This is a genomic window from Vibrio sp. 1580 (genome assembly GCF_033340055.1).
This window is the reverse complement of the sequence record NZ_JAWOVT010000014.1, coordinates 1-21,243: the sequence shown is the minus strand read 5'-3', so window position 1 is coordinate 21,243 and position 21,243 is coordinate 1. Positions and strand designations below refer to the sequence as shown.

Sequence of the window (21,243 nt, the reverse complement as noted above, 5' to 3'; positions counted from 1 at the left end):
AATATTATCTATTACAGCATCTTAAGCATTACGACTTCACATGCATCATGCCCTGTTTGTCCAAGCGGGGCATCGAGATGCTCAAAGCCTAGCTTTTCATACAAGCTTACCGCTTCTCTCAGACATTCAGTTGTCTCTAAATAGCACTGCTGATACCCAAATTGTTTCGCCAATTGTAAGCTCAATGCGACGATGCGTTTGGCTAAACCGTGTCCTCGTGTTTGAGGTAAGAAGTACATCTTTTGTAGTTCACACACATTTGGCTCGCCAGCTAAAGGGGCAAAGCCACCGCCACCAACGATCTCTCCGCGATGTTCAATGACCCAATAGGCGGCCCTGTTTTGATTGTACACCGAATACATATCATCAAGCGTTGGATCGGCCACACCATAACCTTTGTCTGCGGTTAAGCCGTATTCTGCAGAGACTTTACGAATCACATCTGCGACTTGCGGGTTGTCTGCTTTAGTAAGAGGTCGAAGAACGTATTCCTCAGCCTGACACACTTTTGTTAGCCCTTTTAGGTAAGTCTCTAGACCAAGTTTGAGTTGCTCTTGCTCGCTGTCATCGAGTTGGGTAAGCAGTTGTTCAAAGAAGTGGTTTTGCTGTTGGTCCAGTTGTGATAACGCCTGTTGGCCTTGCTCTGTAATCGCTACGAGTTGACTACGTTTGTCTTTTGGGTTTTCGATGCTCTCGACCAAACCTAATTTAATCAAACCAGTAACGGTTCGGCTCGCGTTGGACTTGTCGACATTAAGCTGCTGTGCCAGCTGATTGATGGTCAATGGCTGCAATTGGATTTCACCCAATGCGTGCGCTTGCACTGGAGTGAGAGCGACATCGCCGCATTGTTTATCAAGCATACCAAGCAATCGGACGGCTTGACGGGAGTAGTGTCGAAGTTGACGAGCGTTCATTATCACTTACCTCTAAAAATAAAGTTGCGCACCGCAATTAAATTAATTGCGGTGCGCAACCTTGTCAATGGTAAATGTCATTTTTCTCGTTAGGAGACGTAGTGAGCCTCCATATTTAAGCGTGGTGATGTAAACAAAACTGCGGTGCTGGAGCTTTTTCTGATGATTTACGCATCCATACTTTCTCGTGGAAGTAGTAAGCCACCGTGTTCAAACTCGGCTCTAGCATCGCCATTACGCCGCCGACGAATGCATCACCTGTTAGTAAGTAAACCACGGTAAAAGCGACGCTGAAGTGCACGGTCGCAAAGCTTGCGGTTTTTAATTTGGTCATCCACTGACGAGCTTTAAGTGCTGGGACTTTTGCCCATGCCTTTTCATGAAAGTAGAAGGCTACGGTGTTCACTGAAGGCTCAATCATGGCAATTAAACTACCAATTAGAATGTCGCCTGTGAGTACGTAAGCGACACTAAATGCGATAGTAAAATGCAGTGCTGCGAAAGTTAGTGTCTTTTTCATGATAATTACTCAATCGTGTTTGTTTCGATGAGCTTATTATCGATAATAATTCTCATTAATGCTAATGGGTAATGAGTATTGTTGTGATAGGGGGAAGCTATTGATGATGGTTTTGGTGAAATGTATACAAAAAAGGTTGGCCATGATGACCAACCTTTTGAACCAAAAAGTGAGAAGTGCTAATTCTTCTCTTTCACTGAGGCTTAAAGCGCAGCGATCGTTGTCTTCTGCTCTTCTAGCTTAGCTAGCGTTTCTTTGTAGCCTTCAAGCTTCTCACGCTCTTTAGCAACAACTGCTTCAGGTGCTTTCGCTACGAAGCCTTCGTTACCTAGTTTGCCTTCGATACGCTTGATTTCGCCGTGAGTCTTCTTGATTTCGCCATCTAGACGAGCAAGCTCAGCATCTTTGTCGATCAGACCTGCCATTGGGATCATCAGCTCAGACTTGCCAACCAGTGCCGTTGCACACGCTGGAGTTTGTTCGCCAGCTTCAAGCACGCGTACTGCTTCTAGCTTCGCTAGTGACATCAGTACTTGCTTGCTTGCTTCTAGACGAGAGGCATCTTCTGCATTTGCTGCTTTCAGCATAACGTCAAGCGGCTTACCAGGGTTGATGTCGTATTCAGCACGTAGGTTACGGATGCTGGTAATGAACGCTTTCACCCATTCAATGTCGTCTAGCGCTTCTTGGTTGAAGTTTGCTTCGTCGAATTGAGGCAGTGCTTGCAGCATGATTGTCTCGCCTTCTACACCTTCAACTAATGGCTTGATGCTTTGCCAGATAGTTTCAGTGATGTAAGGAATCACTGGGTGAGCTAGACGTAGAGTCTTCTCAAGAACCGTGATTAATGTACGACGAGTACCACGCTGTTGTGCTTCAGTACCTTTCCATAGAACTGGCTTAGTAAGCTCTAGGTACCAGTCACAGAATTGGTTCCAGATGAATTCGTAAAGCGTGTTCGCAGCCATATCTAGACGGAAGTTGTCGATATGGTTGTTAAACGCTTTCGCTGCGAGTTCAAACTGAGACTCGATCCACTTGTCTGCTAGTGAGTATTCAATCTCACCACCGTTGAAGCCACAATCTTGCTCTTCTGTGTTCATCATTACGTAACGGCTTGCGTTCCATAGTTTGTTACAGAAGTTACGGTAACCCTCAAGACGCTTCATATCCCAGTTGATGTCGCGACCTGTTGATGCCATTGCTGCAAGAGTGAAACGCAGTGCGTCTGTACCGTATGCTTCGATACCGTTTTCAAACGTCTTACGAGTGTTCTTCTCGATCTTCTTCGCTAGTTGAGGCTGCATCATGTTGCCACAACGCTTCTCTACGAGAGACTCTAGGTCGATACCATCGATCATGTCGATTGGATCAAGGACGTTACCTTTCGACTTAGACATCTTGTCGCCGTTTTCGTCACGGATTAGACCAGTAACGTAAACCGTCTTAAATGGTACTTGTGGCTTGCCGTTTTCGTCTTTCACGAAGTGCATGGTCATCATGATCATGCGCGCAACCCAGAAGAAGATGATGTCGAAACCAGTTACTAGAACGTCTGAAGGGTGGAATACTTTCAGGTCGTCAGTTTGCTCTGGCCAACCTTGAGTACCGAATGTCCATAGTGCAGAAGAGAACCACGTATCCAGTACGTCTTCGTCTTGGTGCAGTTCAATGACTGACTCTAGGTTGTTGTTCTTACGAACTTCTTCTTCAGTGCGACCTACGTAAACATTACCTTGGTTGTCGTACCAAGCTGGGATGCGGTGACCCCACCATAGCTGACGAGAGATACACCAGTCTTGAACGTCACGCATCCAAGAGAAGTACATGTTTTCGTACTGCTTAGGAACAAATTGGATGTCGCCGTTTTCTACTGCTTCAACTGCAGTTTTCGCTAGAGGCGCAGTACGTACGTACCATTGGTCAGTTAGCATTGGTTCGATAACCACGCCACCACGGTCGCCGTAAGGAACTTGTAGATCGTGATCTTTCACTTCTTCAAGTAGGCCTAGCTCGTCGAATTCAGCAACGATAGCTTTACGAGCGGCAAAACGCTCCATACCGTGGTATTTAGCTGGTAGCTCAGTGCTGTAAGCGTCGCTTGCTTCGCCGTTGGTGTTGAATACTTCAGAAGCATCACGGATGTTTGCGTCGAAAGTCAGAATGTTGATCATTGGTAGCTGGTGGCGCTTACCTACTTCGTAGTCGTTGAAGTCGTGCGCAGGTGTGATTTTCACACAGCCAGTACCTTTTTCCATATCTGCGTGCTCATCGCCCACGATTGGGATGCGACGATCAACGATAGGAAGGATGATTTCTTTACCGATAAGATCTTTGTAACGTGGATCTTCTGGGTTAACTGCAACACCCGTATCGCCTAGCACGGTCTCTGGACGAGTCGTTGCAACAACGATGTAGTCTTTGCCATCGGCTGTTCTAGCGCCATCTGCTAGTGGGTAGCGGAAGTGCCACATGTGGCCTTTAGTGTCTTTGTTCTCTACTTCTAGATCTGAAATCGCTGTGTGTAGCTTTGGATCCCAGTTAACCAGACGCTTACCGCGGTAGATTAGATCGTCTTCGTATAGACGTACGAAGACTTCTTGAACGGCGTTAGATAGACCATCGTCCATCGTAAAGCGTTCACGATCCCAGTCTACAGATGCGCCAAGACGACGAAGCTGCTTAGTGATAGTGCCGCCAGATTCGCCTTTCCATTCCCAGATTTTGTCGATGAAAGCTTCACGACCGTAATCGTGTTTTGTTTTGCCTTCTTCTGCAGCGATCTTACGCTCAACAACCATCTGAGTTGCGATACCAGCGTGGTCAGTACCTACTTGCCAAAGGGTGTTTTTACCCTTCATACGTTCACAACGGATAAGCGTATCCATGATCGTATCTTGGAACGCGTGGCCCATGTGTAGGCTACCAGTGACGTTCGGTGGCGGGATCATGATGCTGTATGATTCTTTAGTAGTGTCACCGTGTGGCTTAAAGTAGCCTTTCTCTTCCCAAGTCTGATACAGAGCTTGTTCGATTGAAGTTGGGTTGTATGTCTTTTCCATAGCGCTCTTTTAATGGATACGTTGATGGTTGAATCTTAGTCAATCTTTATAAGTGAGGGATCTTAACAAGATCGCCTTAACTATAAGGATTGACCGTTAAGGATATTGAATTTCGATCGTTTGCAGCTGGTAACCTGCTTGACGGTAAATTTTATATCTTTCTCTTGCGAGTTGTTTAGCTTTTTCTTCGCAGGGCACGAAGTCTACCACTTGAGCAAACTTGTTCGCAAAGGTTGTCTCATTTTCCGCCAAATTAATTACCAGCTGACGGTTCCAATTAGGTTTTACACCTTCATGGCCGATTTCAATATTGGTGGCGTATTTCGGTCCCTCGCCTACGAGGTTATGTGCCATGAACTTGTCTGCATCAACTTGCCAAAAGGCTTCAGCGAGCTGCTCGGCGTGTGGTTTGTCTTGGCAGTTTAAATACACTTTAGCGCCTTGGCGAGCAAAGTGCTGAGCCAAAAACACGATGTATTCTTCAAAGCCAGCCACCGTTGCTTGCGGGCTCTCTTCGTTAATGATGTAGAAGGTTGCAGTTTGCATCATTCTCTCACTTGCCTTGGGTCTCTTCCTAAGACCATCTTAAGTCCCACTTTCATTTTAGAAAATTAGGATAATAAAAAAGGGCCTTGCGGCCCTTTTAGATTCTGTTCAGAAATTACTCTTCTGTCTCTTGGCCGCTGCGGTTCAAAAGGAATTGGACAAGCATTGAGACAGGACGGCCCGTTGAGCCTTTCGCTGCGCCTGATTTCCACGCGGTACCTGCGATATCGACGTGTGCCCAGTTATACTTCTTCGCGAACTTAGATAAGAAGCAACCCGCAGTAATTGTGCCACCAGGGCGACCACCAATGTTTGCCATATCCGCAAACGGGCTCTTCAACTGTTCGTGGTACTCGTCTGCCATTGGTAGACGCCATGCACGGTCACTCGCTTGCTCAGAAGCGTTTACTAGCTCATGAGAAAGAGGGTTGTGGTTAGAGATTACACCGCTGATATGGTGGCCTAGTGCGATAACACAAGCACCAGTTAGCGTTGCAACGTCAACCACGCAGTCTGGTTCGAAACGCTCTACGTAAGTCAGTGCGTCACAAAGAACAAGACGGCCTTCAGCATCCGTGTTCAGAACTTCTACAGTTTGACCAGACATGGTCGTTAGGATGTCACCTGGACGGTAAGCGTTGCTGCCAGGCATGTTTTCACAGCCCGCTAGAACACCAATAACGTTGATTGGTAGGTTTAGCTTCGCTAGCGCTTTCATTGTACCGAATACCGATGCCGCACCACACATGTCGTACTTCATCTCATCCATACCTTCGCCCGGCTTTAGAGAGATACCGCCTGAGTCGAAGGTTAGACCTTTACCTACGAGCACAATCGGTTTTGCATCTGAGTCAGGGTTACCTTTGTACTCGATGATAGACATCATAGATTCGTTTTTAGAACCACGGCCTACTGCTAGGTAAGAGGTCATACCCAGTTTTTCCATCTCTTGCTCACCAATAATTTTGGTGGTTACGGTTTCGTAATCGTCCGCTAGACGACGAGCTTGAGAAGCAAGGTAAGCTGGATTAGCTACGTTTGGCGGCATGTTGCCAAGGTCTTTTGAGGCTTTGACACCTGATGCGATAGCAAGACCATGAGTGATTGCTTTTTCACCCAAGTTCAATTCACGACGCGTTGGTACGTTGAAAACAAGCTTGCGCAGTGGGCGGCGAGTCTCAGGTTTCACGCTCTTGAATTGATTAAATGTGTATAGACCATCTTTAGTCGCTTCTACAGCCTGGCGCACTTTCCAGTATGTATCACGACCCTTAACATGCAGTTCAGTTAGGAAACATACCGCTTCCATTGAGCCTGTCTCGTTAAGTGTGCTGATCGTCTTTTGAATGATTTCCTTGTACTGGCGCTCGCCAAGTTCACGCTCTTTGCCGCAACCGACAAGTAAAACGCGCTCTGACAAAACACCTGGTACTTGATGCAGTAGCAGCATCTGACCAGGTTTACCCTCTAGATCACCACGGCGAAGTAGTGAACTGATGTAACCGTCACTGATTTTATCAAGTTGTTCGGCTACTGGAGAAAGGCGACGTGGTTCAAACACACCAACAACGATACATGCGCTACGTTGTTTCTCTGGACTGCCACTTTTTACACTGAACTCCATGCGTACTCCTACATCCTGAAGACAAATTGCTCTAAATGTTAGATAATGATCGCTTACTTGTTGAATTTTAGCTCCAGGCTTACATGCAGAGCTGATTAAGCGACTAACATCTAGTTTATAATTTTTAAAAAAATAAATGGTTCAACGGGAAACTATAGTGATTCGACCAAAAAAACAAGTTTTGTATAGGTAATTTCAGCGTGATTATTGTTAGATATTTGATCCGCGAAACACTCAAGAGCCAATTTGCGATTTTTTTCGTACTTTTTTTGGTGTTTGTAAGCCAGAAATTCATAAGTGTTCTTGCTGATGCTTCTGATGGGGATATTCCTGCTGGATTGATTTTCTCGATTGTTGGTTTGAACATGCCAGCAATGGGTCTGTTAATGCTGCCTTTAAGTCTGTATATCGGCATATTGATCACATTTGGTCGTCTGTATGCAGAGAGCGAAATTGTCGTAATGAACGCGACAGGTATTGGTAATAAATTCTTGGTTCAAGCGGCCTTATACCTAGCGTTGATTACTTCAGCGGTGGCGGCTTTCAATGCGTTGTGGCTATCGCCGTGGTCTCAAGACCGCGTTGAGCAGCTTTATGAGCAGGTAGCGTCAGAAAACAGCGTTGACCTACTTAAAAAAGGTCAGTTCCAAGGTACACCAGACGGTTCATCGGTTGTGTTCATCGATGACATTAAAGACAATACCTTGAGCAACGTTTTTGTTGCGCAGATGCGCCCTCGAGATTCAGTGTTACCGAGTGTGATGTTCTCATCTTCTGGTGAAGTAAAAGAGCTTTCGGACGGTCGTCAGATCATCACTATGAAAGAAGGTACGCGTTATGAAGGTGTGCCTACTCGCGTTGAATATATGATCACGAAATTCGATGAATACGAAGGTGTTATCGGCCAACGTGAGGTCAAAAAGAAAGGGCGAGACTGGGAAGCATACCCAACGGTTGACTTGATAGGTCACCCAGATCCAGAGGCGCAAGCGGAGCTACAATGGCGAATTTCGTTATTTGTGTGTATTCCACTCTTAACAATGCTCGTTATTCCTTTGTCTGCGGTGAATCCGCGTCAGGGACGGTTTGCCAAAATGGGGCCTGCGATTCTGATCTATCTAGCGTATTTCTTGGCGATCAGTGCAACCAAATCTGCATTAGAAGATGGTGACATCCCGGCTGCTATTGGTATGTGGCCAATCAATGCGATGTTGCTGATTGTTGCTATCATGGCGAATATGATGGACAGCGTTGCTGCTAGACGAATAAAAGACAAATTCCGCAAGAAGAGGCTCGCGTAAGCTGTGTTCAAAATCTTAGACCTTTACATCGGTAGAACCATCATCTCTACCACTGCCTTGGTTTTAGCGACGTTTGTTGGCTTATCGGGTATCATCAAATATGTAGAACAGCTACGTAAAGTAGGGCGAGGTGTGTACGACCTCACTCATGCGTTGTACTTTGTGTTACTCAGTGTGCCGCGTGATATCGAAATGTTCTTTCCAATGGCGGCATTACTCGGTGCCCTGATCGGCTTAGGTATGTTGGCTTCAAGCTCTGAGCTGGTGGTGATGCAAGCTGCTGGTTTCTCTAAGCTGGATATCGGGTTATCGGTACTAAAAACGGCCGTCCCACTCATGATTGTCGTTATGGCGTTAGGCCAATGGGGCGCTCCTGAGGCCCAGAAGATGGCCCGTGACTTACGTGCGTTTGCGATATCAGGTGGTAGCATTGTGTCTGTGCGCTCAGGTGTGTGGGCTCGTGACGCAAACGACTTTATCTTTATCGGTAAAGTCGAAGACGACAAGCTTTATGCTTTAAATATGTGGCGTTTTGATGATGATAAGAATCTACAAAAAGTTATTTTCGCCGAAGAAGTCGACTACCAACAAGATAACAACTGGCTGATGCGCTACGTACAAATTACGGACATGGAAAATGAAAACGTAATTTCAAAGCAAGACATCGAACAGATGGAGTGGCACACCTCTTTGGCACCAGATAAGCTAGCTGTGGTGACCGTGAAGCCAGAAGAATTGTCACTGAGCGGTTTGTATGATTATGTGACTTACCTGAAAGCATCGGAACAAGATGCATCTCGCTATGAGTTGGCGTTTTGGCGTAAGTTGACTCAGCCGCTTTCAATTGCTGTGATGATGTTAATGGCGCTATCTTTTGTTTTCGGTCCACTCAGAAGCGTGACCATGGGGGCAAGGGTATTGTCGGGCGTGGTTGCCGGGTTTACTTTTTACATATCCAGTGAGTTCTTTGGTCCATTAAGCTTGGTGTATGGCATATCCCCAGTGTTTGGTGCTTTGGCCCCGAGTTTGGTGTTCTTAGCTATTGCGATTGCACTGCTACGAAGAAAGCTATAACTGAAGCATCATCGAATAAACCAAGTTTTACCGAACCAAATGTAAAAGGAAGGCATTACGCCTTCCTTTTTTGTGTTCCTAGACAAGTTAATTTGCCTTAGGTAATACAACAACCTCTGTTTTGGCCCAAATGTCGTGGAAACCACGTTTCTTCGGATCAATCGGTACAGTCAAATTTGCCAAGCCAAAGCCAGATGTCGAAATACGAATCAGAGCTTGAGTTACCGTAATTGGTGCTCCGTCTTTGGCATTGCGAACTCGAAGCTTCCAAGCGCGCATCCCAAGAGTTTGTCCTGCTCGCGTCCAGAAGAACACAAAGAAATATATCCACACACCCGCAAGATAAAGTGTAAATAGAGGGCTCAATACAGGGTGCTTTCCGAGCATATCTGCGGCATCTGCGTACTCGCCATAGCTCAACAATCCTGCTGCATTTAGTGCAAACACAACGGCCATAACAATACCTGCGGCCATCATTTCAATTGCGATAATAATCAATGTGTCGTAAATCAACGCTGCAAGTCGACGAAAGAGACCAGCAGGTGGAAGAGTTGTAGACGTTGTCATTATTCCATCACTTACCTTAAAAATTGTGCGTCAGAATATAGATTCCCTCACCAAGAGAAAAGAGACCTAACGCACAGAGTCTTTAATTGTGTATAAACTAAGTGACTTTTCTGCCCTACGTTATCAGCACATGTCATGATACACGAGGCCGTGCAGCAATATGTTTCAACTGAATTCGATTCTCTTAACCATTGGCTCTTTGGTCTGTGACCAGATTAGATAGCTGAGAGAGTTGGTGTTTCTCATCTTCGGTATAATGTTGGCTTAATGAAAGCTCTAAAGCTTTTTCTGACAGCTTGATTGCTGGTGACAAAAATAACTTAGGGTGCATACTAGAGAGAGCTAGCAAGGCCTTTTGTAGGCGAATCTGTATTTGGAGTTGCGCTGCACCATCGTGTGCTATCGGCAAAAAGACATCATCAAACAAATCCTGGCAGCTCAATGCGGGCACAAATAGTCTAGGATATCGAGTTTTGGTAGGCGGCTCACTGAGTAGGTCTCCCCATAATGAAAGTGCTCGTACAGAACGCCCAAGAACGTCAATTGCGGTGCCATTATCATTTACAGCCGGAGATAGTGCTCGTGAGGCGATTTCCGCCATAACGACTAAACCAAAGCGAGGGTCCTGATCATATGAACGCTCTGTTCGAATCGTGAAGGCTGCCGTTACTTCGCTTTCGTCTGGCAATTCTCCACAAACACAAGCCAATGGTTGACCTACGTAAACAAAACTTCCCGGTTGTCGCTCAAGGTAGATGGTGCATTGGTTTGCTTCAGCAATACTATCGAGATGATGCATATCAACATGCTGTAAGTAGCCAATTTCTTGGCTCAAAATAGGTTTACTTCCTCTGGGTTTATGTTCTGGGTGGCTCCACGGGTGAGCACCTAGCCAACGCTCTTTGCCCCGTTTTCTTATCGCATCTAACAAGGCTTGCTCCACGTATGAAGTGGTTTCACTGACCCTTCCTAGTACGGAAAGGTGCTGAATCCAACGTAGCAGAGTGAGTATGATCATCACGATTACGGCGATAGTTACGATGAACAGATAAATTTGTGCTTGTTGATGATAGGCCCCAATACCTAGCGCGATAATTCCTACCAAACTAAATAGAAAAGAGCCAAGAAAGGTTGCTAAGGCATTTTGTGTTGTGCTGTCTTCCATCAACAGTTTTGTCGCTCGCGGCGTTACCCCTGCACTAGCGGCACTGTACGCTGAGACCATAATATTGAGAGAGAATGTAGTCACTGCAAGCATGGAGGTTGCGAGGATATTTAATATGTTGTTCAACAAATCCTTGCTGACGTTGATGGCAGGGGGCAGAGTAATGAACTGGTTTAAAACAATCGACATTAAGGCGGTAGCAACAGCAAGTAATGCGTAGAGTGACGTCCGGACCCACAGTTTTCGCGTCATCTGTTTCAGTAACCACTGCCATTTTGACCCAGTCATTCTTTGCTCCTATTCAGTTCTCACTAGAAAGTCGATAGAAAATTCAGAAAGTTATTCTTGCTTAAGCATAGGTTAAATGCCCGTCGTTCTGCTTGATATTTCATGCATCACGAAAGTAAGAAAGCTGCTTGCTTCAAAGAATGGTGCTCTTGAGGTGTGAATTACCACGATTCTGTTACCTTAATTGATAGATGAATTAAAAGTATGTGGTTGAAAAGAGGTAGCGCATGATTGTAATTACAGGTGCAAGTAGCGGTTTAGGGGCGGAACTAGCAAAGCGTTATGATGCGGAAGGCAAAGAGACGTATGTAATAGGAAGAAATACAGAAAAACTATCCGCACTAGCAAAACAACTCTCTCATAACGTTGGTTATCAAGCTTGCAACCTCTCATCGCACCAAAATGTGAAACAGCTCTTTGATGGGGTGAAACAGTCCCCTGAAATGGTCATTCATAGTGCGGGAAGTGGTTATTTTGGCTTACTGGAAGAGCAGGAGCCGGAAGAGATTCAAAAGTTGATTGATAACAACCTGAATTCTGCGATTCATGTGTTAAGAGAGTTAGTAAAGCGTTACAAAGATCATCCAATAAAAGTGGTCATGATCATGTCCACAGCCGCGCAACAACCTAAAGCGCAAGAGTCTACGTATTGTGCAGTGAAATGGGCCGTCAAAGGATTAATTGAGTCGGTTCGTTTGGAGCTAAAAGGAAAACCTATGAAAATTATCGCAGTTTATCCTGGTGGAATGGATACGGAATTCTGGAAAACAAGCGGCAATACGATGGACACGAGTCACTTCATGCAAGCAGAAGATACCGCAGAGATGCTCCATAATGCGTTGTCGAGCATTGGGAATGGTTATGTTTCTGATATTACAGTGAATAGAACTTAAAAAGAGTTTCGTATACTCATTTTCATCTGGAAGAGTAGTAGAAAATGGAGCGTACGTTTCTTATGAGTACAGCTTTGTCACACTTTGTGGCGAAATTATCAGCAAACGATAGTTATTTAAGGTATTTCTGCTTGCGCAGGTCAAAAGCTTACGTATAATGCCAACCATCAAAGGGCAATAGCCCAAAGATGCCGGTGTGGTGAAATTGGTATACACGACGGATTCAAAATCCGTTGCCTTCGGGCGTGGCGGTTCAAGTCCGCCCACCGGTACCATACATAGAAAGGTCGCTTTTATAGCGGCCTTTCGTCGTTTTAGGTGCTCGTAAATATCAAAAGAAAGTTAGCGTTGCCTTCGCGGTGGCGTCAGGAGTGCCTGCCAGTCAAGTCACTCGCAGGTACCATATTTTAAGACAGAGCCTCGATGAAAGTCGGGGCTTTGCTGTATCTGGATCTTCAAAACAAAAAAAGCGCGAGGGGTATGCCTCGCGCAAACTACTACATGGTGATAGTAGGAACAGCCTATAGAGCTGTGAACAAGGTATTTTGAGTGTTCGGAGTCCAGTCTGCTTGGGACACGTGCGGTACATCAACTAGATAACGCAAACCTTGATAAGTCACCACATCACCTTGTTTATAGGAAACATTCTGAGTCCAGTTAGTGGCTGGGTCTGCATTTGTCCAGAGGCTAGAGGTTGGAGACGGTGCCCAATCTTGTTGTGCAGTATGGTTTGTTACAGCCTGGTATACAGTACCTAGGTGTAAGACGTAATCGCCAGCGTCGTAGTTATGACCAACTTGCCAGTTCGGTGTGTAGTTATCCATTGTGTCGAAGTCATAACCCGCTTGTTTTGCTAACTGTATAAACTTAGCGAGCTTAGGTAGGTTTTGCGTTGCCCCCATGCCACGCTTACCATCTTCAAATAGGAACTCGTGAGTTAAAACGATAACTTTATCGGCGTGTAAAGGTGTACCACATGGGAACTCTTGAGCTTTGGAGTTGATCGGGTTAATCGTTGTTGGTGCACAAGTGTTTAACGCGGAATCCACATATCCAAGAAATGCTTCTGCTTCTGTAAGGCTGTTTGCTGGCATTTCAATGCCCCAATTTTCAGGTGCCCAGTCCACATCCCAACCGTGAGTTTGATAGCCGTTATTCGCTAGGATATTTTGAACCTCGATAGCTGCTTTTACACTGTTGGATGGGTTGGATGTATCGCATACATATCCTGGTTCCCAAGGTTTCAGGTCATCAGACGTGGCACATAACCCATCTGCTTTGAAGTCTCTCGTCACGCGCCAACCGTTGGTGTAGGGCAGTCTAGCAAACTCTGTTGCCTTGTAGTTCGGGTAGCTTGTAATGTTCGGCAAATACTTTGCTAACACAGATAAGTTTTCCGTAAACATTGAGGCATCGTAAACAGGGTCTTGATACGAGTTAAGCTGGTGGTCCCCGGTCGCATTACACTCCGCAGCACTGTTCGGTCCAAACTCATCAACGCAATTATGAACCATATGATCGTAACTATGGTTCGCGACAATATGACCAGTGTCTAATGCGAGCTTTAAGGCTTCTAGCGAACGGTCTTCATTCTCATCACCAATTCCATCTAAATGCCAAGCATTAAAGTAAAACGTCGCTTTGATATCTTCCTGGTTAAGTACTTGAATAACGTCAATAGATGCATTGATTGGTCCATCATCAAACGTTAGATAAATGGTGCCTTTAGAGTCGGTTTGAGCAAATGAGTGCTGTGATAGTGCGGCACTTACAAGCGCTGCAATAGCCAATTTATTAAATTTCATTCTCTATTCCTTTTAAGAAATTAATAACGACGTTGTCAGTAGTAAAATATTGATAATTTGAAACTTAATGTGATGTCTTAAATTATTTTATGACTTTTATCCTAGACCTAAATAATTACAAAAAAATAGGTGGTATTTTCTAAATTGGGATTGTGTTCACGAATAATGCAACCGGTTGCGCTTTTTTGTCTTGGTTGTTTTTGCTACAGTTTTTACAGGTTGAAATTTACACAACGGGAGTAAGGCTATGAAAAAGATCCTTTTATGCTGTAGCGCAGGGATGTCAACCAGTATGCTTGTTAAGAAAATGGAGCAAGCTGCTGAAAATAAAGGAATTGAGTGCAAGATTGATGCAATGTCAGTGAATGCGTTTGAAGATGTAATTAAAGAGTACGATGTTTGTCTTCTCGGGCCTCAAGTACGTTTTCAGCTAGAAGAGCTAAGAAAAACGGCGCAAGAGCATGGTAAAAACATTGATGCTATTTCTCCTCAGCATTATGGAATGATGAAGGGAGAAGAAGTACTAGAGCAAGCATTAGAATTAATTAACTAAACTATAGTTTTAAATTAAAAAGATAACTGTACATCAAATATAAATATTTGATGCGGGATTCTTTTGCCTAAAATAAGGATGGATTCTATGAAGCTTTATGACGCAATTATAGGCGCAGTCGAAAAGCATATAGCCCCTATAGCAGCTAAAGTGGGGAATCAGCCCCATGTTCGCGCAATGAGAGACGGTTTTATTGTCGCAATGCCGTTTATTATTGTCGGTAGTTTCATTTTGATTTTTGCATTCCCCCCATTTGCCGAAGATACAACCTTTACTTTTGGTCGAATTTGGCTCGATTTCGCCACTACACATTTTGATACCATAATGATGCCCTACAACATGTCGATGGGGATCATGACCATTTTTGTTTCGCTGGGCGTTGCTTATAGTTTAGCGAAGGCTTACAAGATGGATGGGATCACGAGTGCTGTATTGTCACTAATGTCTTTTTTACTCATTGCGGCCCCAGCTAAAGATGGCGCGTTGTCTATGTCTCACATGGGCGGAACCGGGATCTTCACCGCAGTGATGTGTGCATTTTTCTCGGTGGAGCTCTACCGTTTTATGAAAAAGCACAATATTACGATTCGCATGCCAGAGCAGGTGCCACCGGCGATTGCGCGATCATTTGAAGTATTGCTACCAGTCTTAGCGATATTCATTACCTTATATCCACTTAGCCTTTTCGTACAAACCCAGTACGACATGCTGATTCCAGATGCTGTTATGGCTATCTTTAAACCGCTAATTAGTGCGTCTAACTCATTGCCTGCCATTATTGGCGCTTTATTGCTTTGCCAGCTGCTTTGGTTTGCGGGTATTCATGGTGCTGCAATTGTTGTTGGACTGCTTTCTCCAATCTTTTTGACCAACATTGGTGCCAACATTGAAGCCTTTGTTGCAGGTGAACCGATTCCAAATGTATTTACTCAACCGTTCTGGGATTTTTACATCTTTATTGGCGGCTCTGGTGCAACACTTGCTCTTGTTATGCTGATGTCGTTTAGCCGTTCTGTTCACCTTAAGAGCATTGGTCGAATGAGTGCGGTGCCTGGCTTTTTCCAAATCAACGAACCAGTGATCTTCGGTAGCCCAGTTGTGATGAACCCGACCTTGTTTATCCCGTTCGTCTTCGCTCCAGTCATCAACGCTACGATTGCGTATTTTGCTGTGCATGTCGGCTTTGTGGGTATGGGTGTCGCTACAACACCTTGGACAACACCGGCACTGATAGGTGCTTCGTGGGGTAGCGGTTGGACCTTTGCGCCAGTATTGCTCGTCATTGGTTTATTAATTCTTGATCTAATCATCTACTTCCCATTCTTCAAAATGTTTGAGAAGCAAATGTTGGAGCAAGAACTACCAACGACGAAGGAAGCTAAAGGTGACACGCAGCCGTCAGGCGAAGGCGTTACTGCTTAACTGTGCTTAATGGGCCGCAATTACCGCGGCCCGATTTTCGGAGAGAAAATGATGGAACAAGAATTGGTTGTAATGGAGATCATTTGCAATGCTGGTGAAGCCAGAAGTTTAAGCTACGAGGCATTGCGTTTATCTCGAGAACAAGATTTTGAAGCGGCTGATGAGAAGCTCTCTCAAGCAAGAGAGTGCATTAATAAAGCCCACTTAATACAGACTCAGCTTATTGAAGAAGATCAGGGAGAAGGGAAAGTCCCGATGACGTTAGTGATGGTGCATGCTCAAGATCACCTAATGACTACGATTTTGGCTCAAGAGATGGCTGTAGAAATCGTCGCACTGAACAAAAAAATCTCGAACAAATAAAGGGGGATGAAAATGTCTAGAGAGGCGATCAAACTTGCCATTATTGGCGGTGGTAGTAGCTATACCCCGGAATTGGTTGAAGGGGTTATTAAGCGCTTAGAATATTTACCCGTTAAGAAGATTCATTTTGTGGACATTGAGTCAGGAGCTGAGAAGCTTGAGATCATCAAAGGATTGGCTCAGCGAATGGTCGATAAAGCCGGCGCAAAAATTGAGATAAAAGCCGGTTTCGATCGCCGTGCTGCGATAAAAGATGCAGATTTTGTGATGACGCAGTTTCGTGTTGGTGGCCTTGCTGCACGCGCTAACGATGAGCGAATCCCAATCAAGTACGACGTCATCGGCCAAGAAACAACGGGCCCTGGTGGTTTTGCTAAAGCACTGCGAACCATTCCGGTCATTCTTGATATCTGTAAAGACATTGAAGAGTTGGCTCCAAACGCATGGATGCTCAATTTCACCAACCCAGCGGGTTTAGTTTCCGAAGCGGTCAGTAAGTACACCAAAGTAAAGAGTATTGGTTTATGCAATGTGCCCGTTTCAATGGAAATGATGATTGCAGAAATGATGGAGTGCGAGCCAAAAGAGCTACAACTTGAGTTTGCTGGGTTAAACCATCTCGTGTGGGTACACAAAGCATGGCTCAATGGGGAAGATATTACTCAAACGGTATTAGAGAAAGTCGGTGATGGTGCCAACTTCAGTATGAAGAATATCTGGGAAGAACCGTGGGATCCGGCATTTCTAAAAGCACTGGGGGCGATACCATGTCCTTATCATCGCTACTTCTATCAAACTGATGCCATGCTTGCTGAAGAGAAACAAAGTGCCGATGAAAAAGGCACTCGTGCTGAGCAGGTAATGGAAACAGAAAATGCGCTATTTAAGCTCTATCAAGATCCTACCCTCGATCATAAGCCGAAAGAGTTAGAGGAGCGGGGTGGTGCTTATTATTCTGATGCATCACTGAACCTAGTTGATTCAATTTATAACAATCGTAATAGTATTCATGTTGTTAACGTTTTAAATAATGGAGCGATCAACGGCCTACCTGACGATGCTGTGATTGAATGTAGTGCCGTGATTGGTAGCTGGGGGGCGAAACCTCTTGCGGTTGGCGAGTTGTCAAACAATATCAAAGGATTACTCCATCAAGTTAAAGCGTATGAGCAGCTAACAATAGAAGCTGCTGTCGAAGGTAATTATGACAAGGCGCTTATGGCATTAACCAATAACCCATTGGTGCCTGACATTGGCCGCGCCAAGTCAATCCTGGATGATATCCTAGCGGTGAACGCTCCGTATTTACCTCAATTTAAACTAACGACGTTGTAAGACTAAGGAAGGGCGCCGATGAAAGTCATTTTTAATGCTGATGATTTTGGTTTAACGAGAGGTGTAAATAGCGGCATCGTTAAAGCTCATCAGCAAGGTGTGGTTCATTCAACCACCATGATGGTGGGTATGGATGCTGAGCAACATGCCTTAGAACTAGCTCGCCATAATCCAGACTTGAAAATTGGCGTTCATCTTAGGTTTACAGCAGGTGTGCCTATAACGAAGCATCCTAACTTGACCAACGGCCGAGCGCACTTTATCAACTATGACGAACTTTGGAGTAAGCAGGACTTCGAAACTCAGGTCATTTATGATGAAGCAAAAGCTCAGGTGGAACATTTTTTATCGCTTGGGTTAGAGCTAAGCCACTTAGATAGCCATCATCACGCGCATACTCACCCTCAAATTTTGCCCGTTATTAAAGAAGTAGCGAATGAATACAGAGTGCCACTGCGGGGCACTGGCTTGTGTCAAGAATCGATGACAATCAGGTATATCTTTACTGATGAGTTTTATGATCAAAAAGTGAGCTTGGATGGCTTAATGGCACATCTATTGAGCTTAAAAGCTGACTATGACTTGGTTGAGGTGATGTGCCACCCGGCAGAGGCCGATCAGGCGCTTATCTTAAAGAGTGGCTATGCGCTTCAGCGAGAGCTAGAGTTACAAGTTCTTACCTCTCCCATTTTAAAAGAACAGTTAGCTCATCATGGCATAACTGTCACGGATTACTCTGAGCTTGTTTCTACCAATCAAATGGTCGGTGTATGATTAAAGGCTGCCAGCTTCGCCCCCTATAGCACCTTACGAATTGCTGGCAGCCGTTCTACACAAACGAATATTTAATAACAATTGCAGTTGGACCCAATAGCATTATGGCAAGGATTAAAGATGTAGCCGAACTCGCCGGTGTAAATCGCTCTACCGTTTCTCGAATTATTAATGGAGAGGGGAAATTTCGCGAGGAAACTCGAAAAAAAGTAGAGCAAGCTATGGCGCAATTGAATTATCGTCCTAGTGCAATTGCTCGTTCACTCGCAACCTCATCCAGTAATATGGTTGGGTTATTGGTGACTTACTATACGGGGGGCTTCTTTGGCGAGATGATGGAGCAGGTTCAGACCGAGCTGGATATTCATAAGAAGTTTTTGATTACAGCTCAAGGCCATCATTCTGCACAAGGTGAAAAAGAGGCAATTCAGCGTTTTAATGATTTACGTTGTGACGGCTATGTACTTCATAGTCGTTATTTGTCAGATGATGACTTACGTGAATTAGCTAAACAGCCAACACCTTTCGTTCTTCTGGATCGCTACGTGGAAGGAATAGAAGAGCGTTGTGTTACCTTTAACCATCATCATGCAAGCCGTATTGCCGTTGAGCACCTTTTAGCTGGTGGTCATCGAAAGATTGCTTGTATTGCCGGTCCATCCCAACGTCATAACAGTGTATTGAGAAAGCTTGGGTATATTGATGCAATGAAGGATGCTGGTATAGATATTGATGAAAGCTGGTGTGAAGAAGGGAATTATGGTCGGCAAAGTGGTTATGATGCAATGGCTGCAATTTTACAACGACACCCTGATGTGACGGCTGTCTTTTCGTGCAGTGAAGAAATGACGGTTGGCGCAATGCAGTACTTACACGAGCACAGTATTTCTGTACCAGAGCAAATCTCATTAACTAGCTTTGACAGTGTTGATCTTTGTGAAAGTCTTTACCCTACAGTATCAGCAGTGCACTTTCCTATCAGTGACATGGCCCGTGTAGCGGTACAAACGTTAATGGGGCTAGTCAAAGATCAAGAAGTAATAGACAAGCCAGTGTTCGAGGCCAAGCTTAAAATACGCAAAGCAGATCGCTCCTTAAAGTAGCTTACTTCTATCTAATTAAGTGAGTCGCTTAGAAATAACGGTTTGATGTTTTGATAGTTACTGATGAATTTATTCACAAAATTTACTAGTATTCTAACTCTCTTAAGAAATATAAATCAGTAGTGAATAAGTGGCAGCCATTAAACTAACGGTCGATCGTATTCAACCCGGATTACATATCCGTCTTCCGCTAAAGTGGAACGATCACCCCTTTCTACTCAATAGCTTTAAGATTAAAGACCAAGAGCAAGTCGAGATGATCCGCCACCTCGGCGTAAAGTTCGTTTACTTTAATCCAGAGCAAAGCGATGCCGTTCCACTCCCTGTTGATCAAAGACAAGCTGACAGAGTAACAAATGAAGCGTCGTTAGATCATGAAACTCAAAAAATGTGGCAAGAAAAACAGAACCGCATAGAAAAGTTAAGTGCATACCGTCGACGCGTGATTCAGTGTGAAAAAGAGTTTGAGCGCTCTCTGGCACGTATGCGTTCAGTCATGACTAAAATCCGTAACCGTCCGACAGCAGCAGTTGATGAAGCAAAGCTTCTTATTGAAGATATCGTCGAGAAGTTAATGTGCGATGATAATGTTACGTTACATCTGATGAACGGAAAAAATGAGTTTGAAGATATTTATTTCCACTCATTGAACGTGGCTGTTATCTCGATGATGATTGGCCGTGCTAAAGGGTACTCAGCAGCACAGTTGAAAGAGCTTTCCTTCTCCGCACTATTCCATGATATCGGGAAAATAAAAATCCCGACTGCAATATTAAGAAAGCAACTACCTCTAACAGAGCCAGAAACCAACTACTTAAAGTTGCACACTAAATATGGCGTCGATCTTGCGAGTCAAATCGAGGCTTTTCCCGAAGTCGCGAGAATTGTGATCGCGCAGCACCATGAGCTAAGAGATGGGTCTGGTTATCCTAAAGGCCTGAAAGGAGATGAGATCAACGAGTTTGCTCAAATTATTGCTGTAGCCAATGCGTTTGATAACTTGTGTCATACACCGATAGTCTCAGATCAAAAGATTCCTTATACCGCACTCTCTCATTTATATAAGAACTGTAAACACCTATATAAAGAAGAGAACCTGAACATCCTAATTAAGTTTATGGGCGTGTTTCCTCCGGGTACCGTAGTTCAGCTTTCTAATAATATGGTCGGCCTGGTTATCTCAGTGAATGCATCGCATTTATTATTCCCGAATGTCTTGGTTTACGATCCATCAGTACCAAGGACGCAAGCGCCAATCATTGATCTTGCCTCAAAAGATATAAAGATAGTTAACGCGATTCATCCGTCAAAATTACCGGATAAAGTAAAAGAGTATCTAAATCCGCGTTCGCGTATTTCTTATTTCTTTGATAGTGATGAGTAGTTATCCACAGCTTTTTGTGGGTAAATTGTATAAATCCTGAGTGTTATTTCTGGGTAATTTTAGGGTTGGATGGAAAGTATCCATTTGGCATGTTTTTTTAGAAAAAATGCATTTTTAGTATTGCCAAAGAAAATCTTCTCCCTATAATGCGCATCCATCGACACGGCAGACGCCACAAGGCTTTAGCAGGGTCGAAGAGGTAAAAAGCTTCTACAAAAAATTAGTTTAAAAAAGTGTTTGACACTAACAACTAAATCGCTAGAATGCACCTCCGCTTTGAGAGAAAAACTTCTCGCAAAGCAAGCTCTTTAACAATATAGACCTATCAATCTGTGTGGGCACTCGTTGATGATAATCCAATTCGATACTTCGGTATCAAATTAGGTTTCAATGAAACGAAGTGACCATTCGAATTGGGAAGCAGCCTTGAGCTGTTTTGTTTTACTTTTTCAAAAGTAAAAACCAATAAGAGCACAGTCAATTCAAACATTACTTCTGCTATTTATTAGCGAAAGGAATGTTCAGTATTCATTGAGCCGAACAAAAT

Annotated in this window: 18 protein-coding genes and 1 tRNA gene; 11 read left to right on the top strand and 8 right to left on the bottom strand. The window is 44.3% G+C overall.

The features are described from left to right. Nucleotides 1-11: 11 nt before the first annotated feature. The 5 genes from R7093_RS19585 to pepA form a co-directional block, all read right to left on the bottom strand. Nucleotides 12-917: a bifunctional helix-turn-helix transcriptional regulator/GNAT family N-acetyltransferase gene (locus R7093_RS19585; RefSeq protein WP_017636182.1), complete on the bottom strand. Its 906-nt coding sequence runs from the start codon at nt 915-917 to the stop codon at nt 12-14. A gap of 115 nt (nt 918-1,032) precedes the next feature. Then, nucleotides 1,033-1,437 (bottom strand): DUF2061 domain-containing protein, encoded by a 405-nt coding sequence (locus R7093_RS19580; protein ID WP_005381078.1) that lies wholly within the window; start codon nt 1,435-1,437, stop codon nt 1,033-1,035. Nucleotides 1,438-1,640: 203 nt separating this feature from the next. Then, nucleotides 1,641-4,499: a valine--tRNA ligase gene (locus R7093_RS19575; RefSeq protein WP_047103615.1), complete on the bottom strand. Its 2,859-nt coding sequence runs from the start codon at nt 4,497-4,499 to the stop codon at nt 1,641-1,643. Nucleotides 4,500-4,595: 96 nt separating this feature from the next. After that, a complete protein-coding gene (locus tag R7093_RS19570; RefSeq protein ID WP_031777270.1) occupies nt 4,596-5,045 on the bottom strand; it encodes a DNA polymerase III subunit chi in 450 nt (149 codons plus the stop codon). Nucleotides 5,046-5,160: 115 nt separating this feature from the next. Next, on the bottom strand, nt 5,161-6,669 hold the full coding sequence (pepA, locus tag R7093_RS19565; protein ID WP_005381073.1) for a leucyl aminopeptidase: 1,509 nt from the start codon (nt 6,667-6,669) through the stop codon (nt 5,161-5,163). A gap of 200 nt (nt 6,670-6,869) precedes the next feature. Here pepA and lptF point away from each other — a divergent pair, with 200 nt between their 5' ends. Further along, nucleotides 6,870-7,970, top strand: a complete 1,101-nt coding sequence (gene lptF / locus R7093_RS19560) for an LPS export ABC transporter permease LptF (protein WP_005381072.1) — start codon at nt 6,870-6,872, stop codon at nt 7,968-7,970. Nucleotides 7,971-7,973: 3 nt separating this feature from the next. Continuing rightward, on the top strand, nt 7,974-9,044 hold the full coding sequence (gene lptG / locus R7093_RS19555) for an LPS export ABC transporter permease LptG (protein WP_005381071.1): 1,071 nt from the start codon (nt 7,974-7,976) through the stop codon (nt 9,042-9,044). 87 nt (nt 9,045-9,131) lie between these two features. Here the strand turns inward: lptG and R7093_RS19550 are convergent, their stop codons facing one another. Continuing rightward, entirely contained in the window at nt 9,132-9,611 is a 480-nt protein-coding gene (locus R7093_RS19550) for an RDD family protein (RefSeq protein ID WP_005381070.1), read from the bottom strand. Nucleotides 9,612-9,795: 184 nt separating this feature from the next. Continuing rightward, nucleotides 9,796-11,064: a DUF2254 domain-containing protein gene (locus tag R7093_RS19545; protein ID WP_005381069.1), complete on the bottom strand. Its 1,269-nt coding sequence runs from the start codon at nt 11,062-11,064 to the stop codon at nt 9,796-9,798. Nucleotides 11,065-11,291: 227 nt separating this feature from the next. Here R7093_RS19545 and R7093_RS19540 point away from each other — a divergent pair, with 227 nt between their 5' ends. Together R7093_RS19540 and R7093_RS19535 are read left to right on the top strand one after the other, a co-directional pair. Next, entirely contained in the window at nt 11,292-11,957 is a 666-nt protein-coding gene (locus R7093_RS19540; RefSeq protein ID WP_262660509.1) for an SDR family NAD(P)-dependent oxidoreductase, read from the top strand. A gap of 190 nt (nt 11,958-12,147) precedes the next feature. Continuing rightward, nucleotides 12,148-12,232, top strand: a tRNA-Leu gene (locus R7093_RS19535). Nucleotides 12,233-12,478: 246 nt separating this feature from the next. Here the strand turns inward: R7093_RS19535 and R7093_RS19530 are convergent. Then, nucleotides 12,479-13,762: a carbohydrate-binding protein gene (locus R7093_RS19530; RefSeq protein WP_215810444.1), complete on the bottom strand. Its 1,284-nt coding sequence runs from the start codon at nt 13,760-13,762 to the stop codon at nt 12,479-12,481. Nucleotides 13,763-14,009: 247 nt separating this feature from the next. On the opposite strand from R7093_RS19530, the gene R7093_RS19525 reads away from it, so the two are divergent. The 7 genes from R7093_RS19525 to R7093_RS19495 all read left to right on the top strand — a co-directional run bounded on the left by R7093_RS19525 (nt 14,010) and on the right by R7093_RS19495 (nt 20,696). Beyond that, on the top strand, nt 14,010-14,315 hold the full coding sequence (locus R7093_RS19525; protein WP_020480920.1) for a PTS sugar transporter subunit IIB: 306 nt from the start codon (nt 14,010-14,012) through the stop codon (nt 14,313-14,315). An 87-nt stretch (nt 14,316-14,402) separates the two neighbouring features. Then, entirely contained in the window at nt 14,403-15,737 is a 1,335-nt protein-coding gene (locus R7093_RS19520; protein WP_215810443.1) for a PTS sugar transporter subunit IIC, read from the top strand. A 51-nt stretch (nt 15,738-15,788) separates the two neighbouring features. Further along, nucleotides 15,789-16,100, top strand: coding sequence for a PTS lactose/cellobiose transporter subunit IIA (locus R7093_RS19515; protein WP_031777269.1), 312 nt, complete (start codon nt 15,789-15,791; stop codon nt 16,098-16,100). A 12-nt stretch (nt 16,101-16,112) separates the two neighbouring features. After that, nucleotides 16,113-17,435: a 6-phospho-beta-glucosidase gene (locus R7093_RS19510; RefSeq protein ID WP_005381048.1), complete on the top strand. Its 1,323-nt coding sequence runs from the start codon at nt 16,113-16,115 to the stop codon at nt 17,433-17,435. A gap of 18 nt (nt 17,436-17,453) precedes the next feature. Then, on the top strand, nt 17,454-18,209 hold the full coding sequence (chbG, locus tag R7093_RS19505; protein WP_054579416.1) for a chitin disaccharide deacetylase: 756 nt from the start codon (nt 17,454-17,456) through the stop codon (nt 18,207-18,209). 104 nt (nt 18,210-18,313) lie between these two features. Further along, nucleotides 18,314-19,312 carry a LacI family DNA-binding transcriptional regulator gene (locus R7093_RS19500; protein WP_005381031.1) on the top strand — a complete coding sequence of 333 codons (999 nt, stop codon included), beginning with the start codon at nt 18,314-18,316 and terminating at the stop codon, nt 19,310-19,312. Between the two features lie 130 nt (nt 19,313-19,442). Further along, entirely contained in the window at nt 19,443-20,696 is a 1,254-nt protein-coding gene (locus R7093_RS19495) for an HD-GYP domain-containing protein (protein WP_005381029.1), read from the top strand. Nucleotides 20,697-21,243 lie beyond the last annotated feature (547 nt).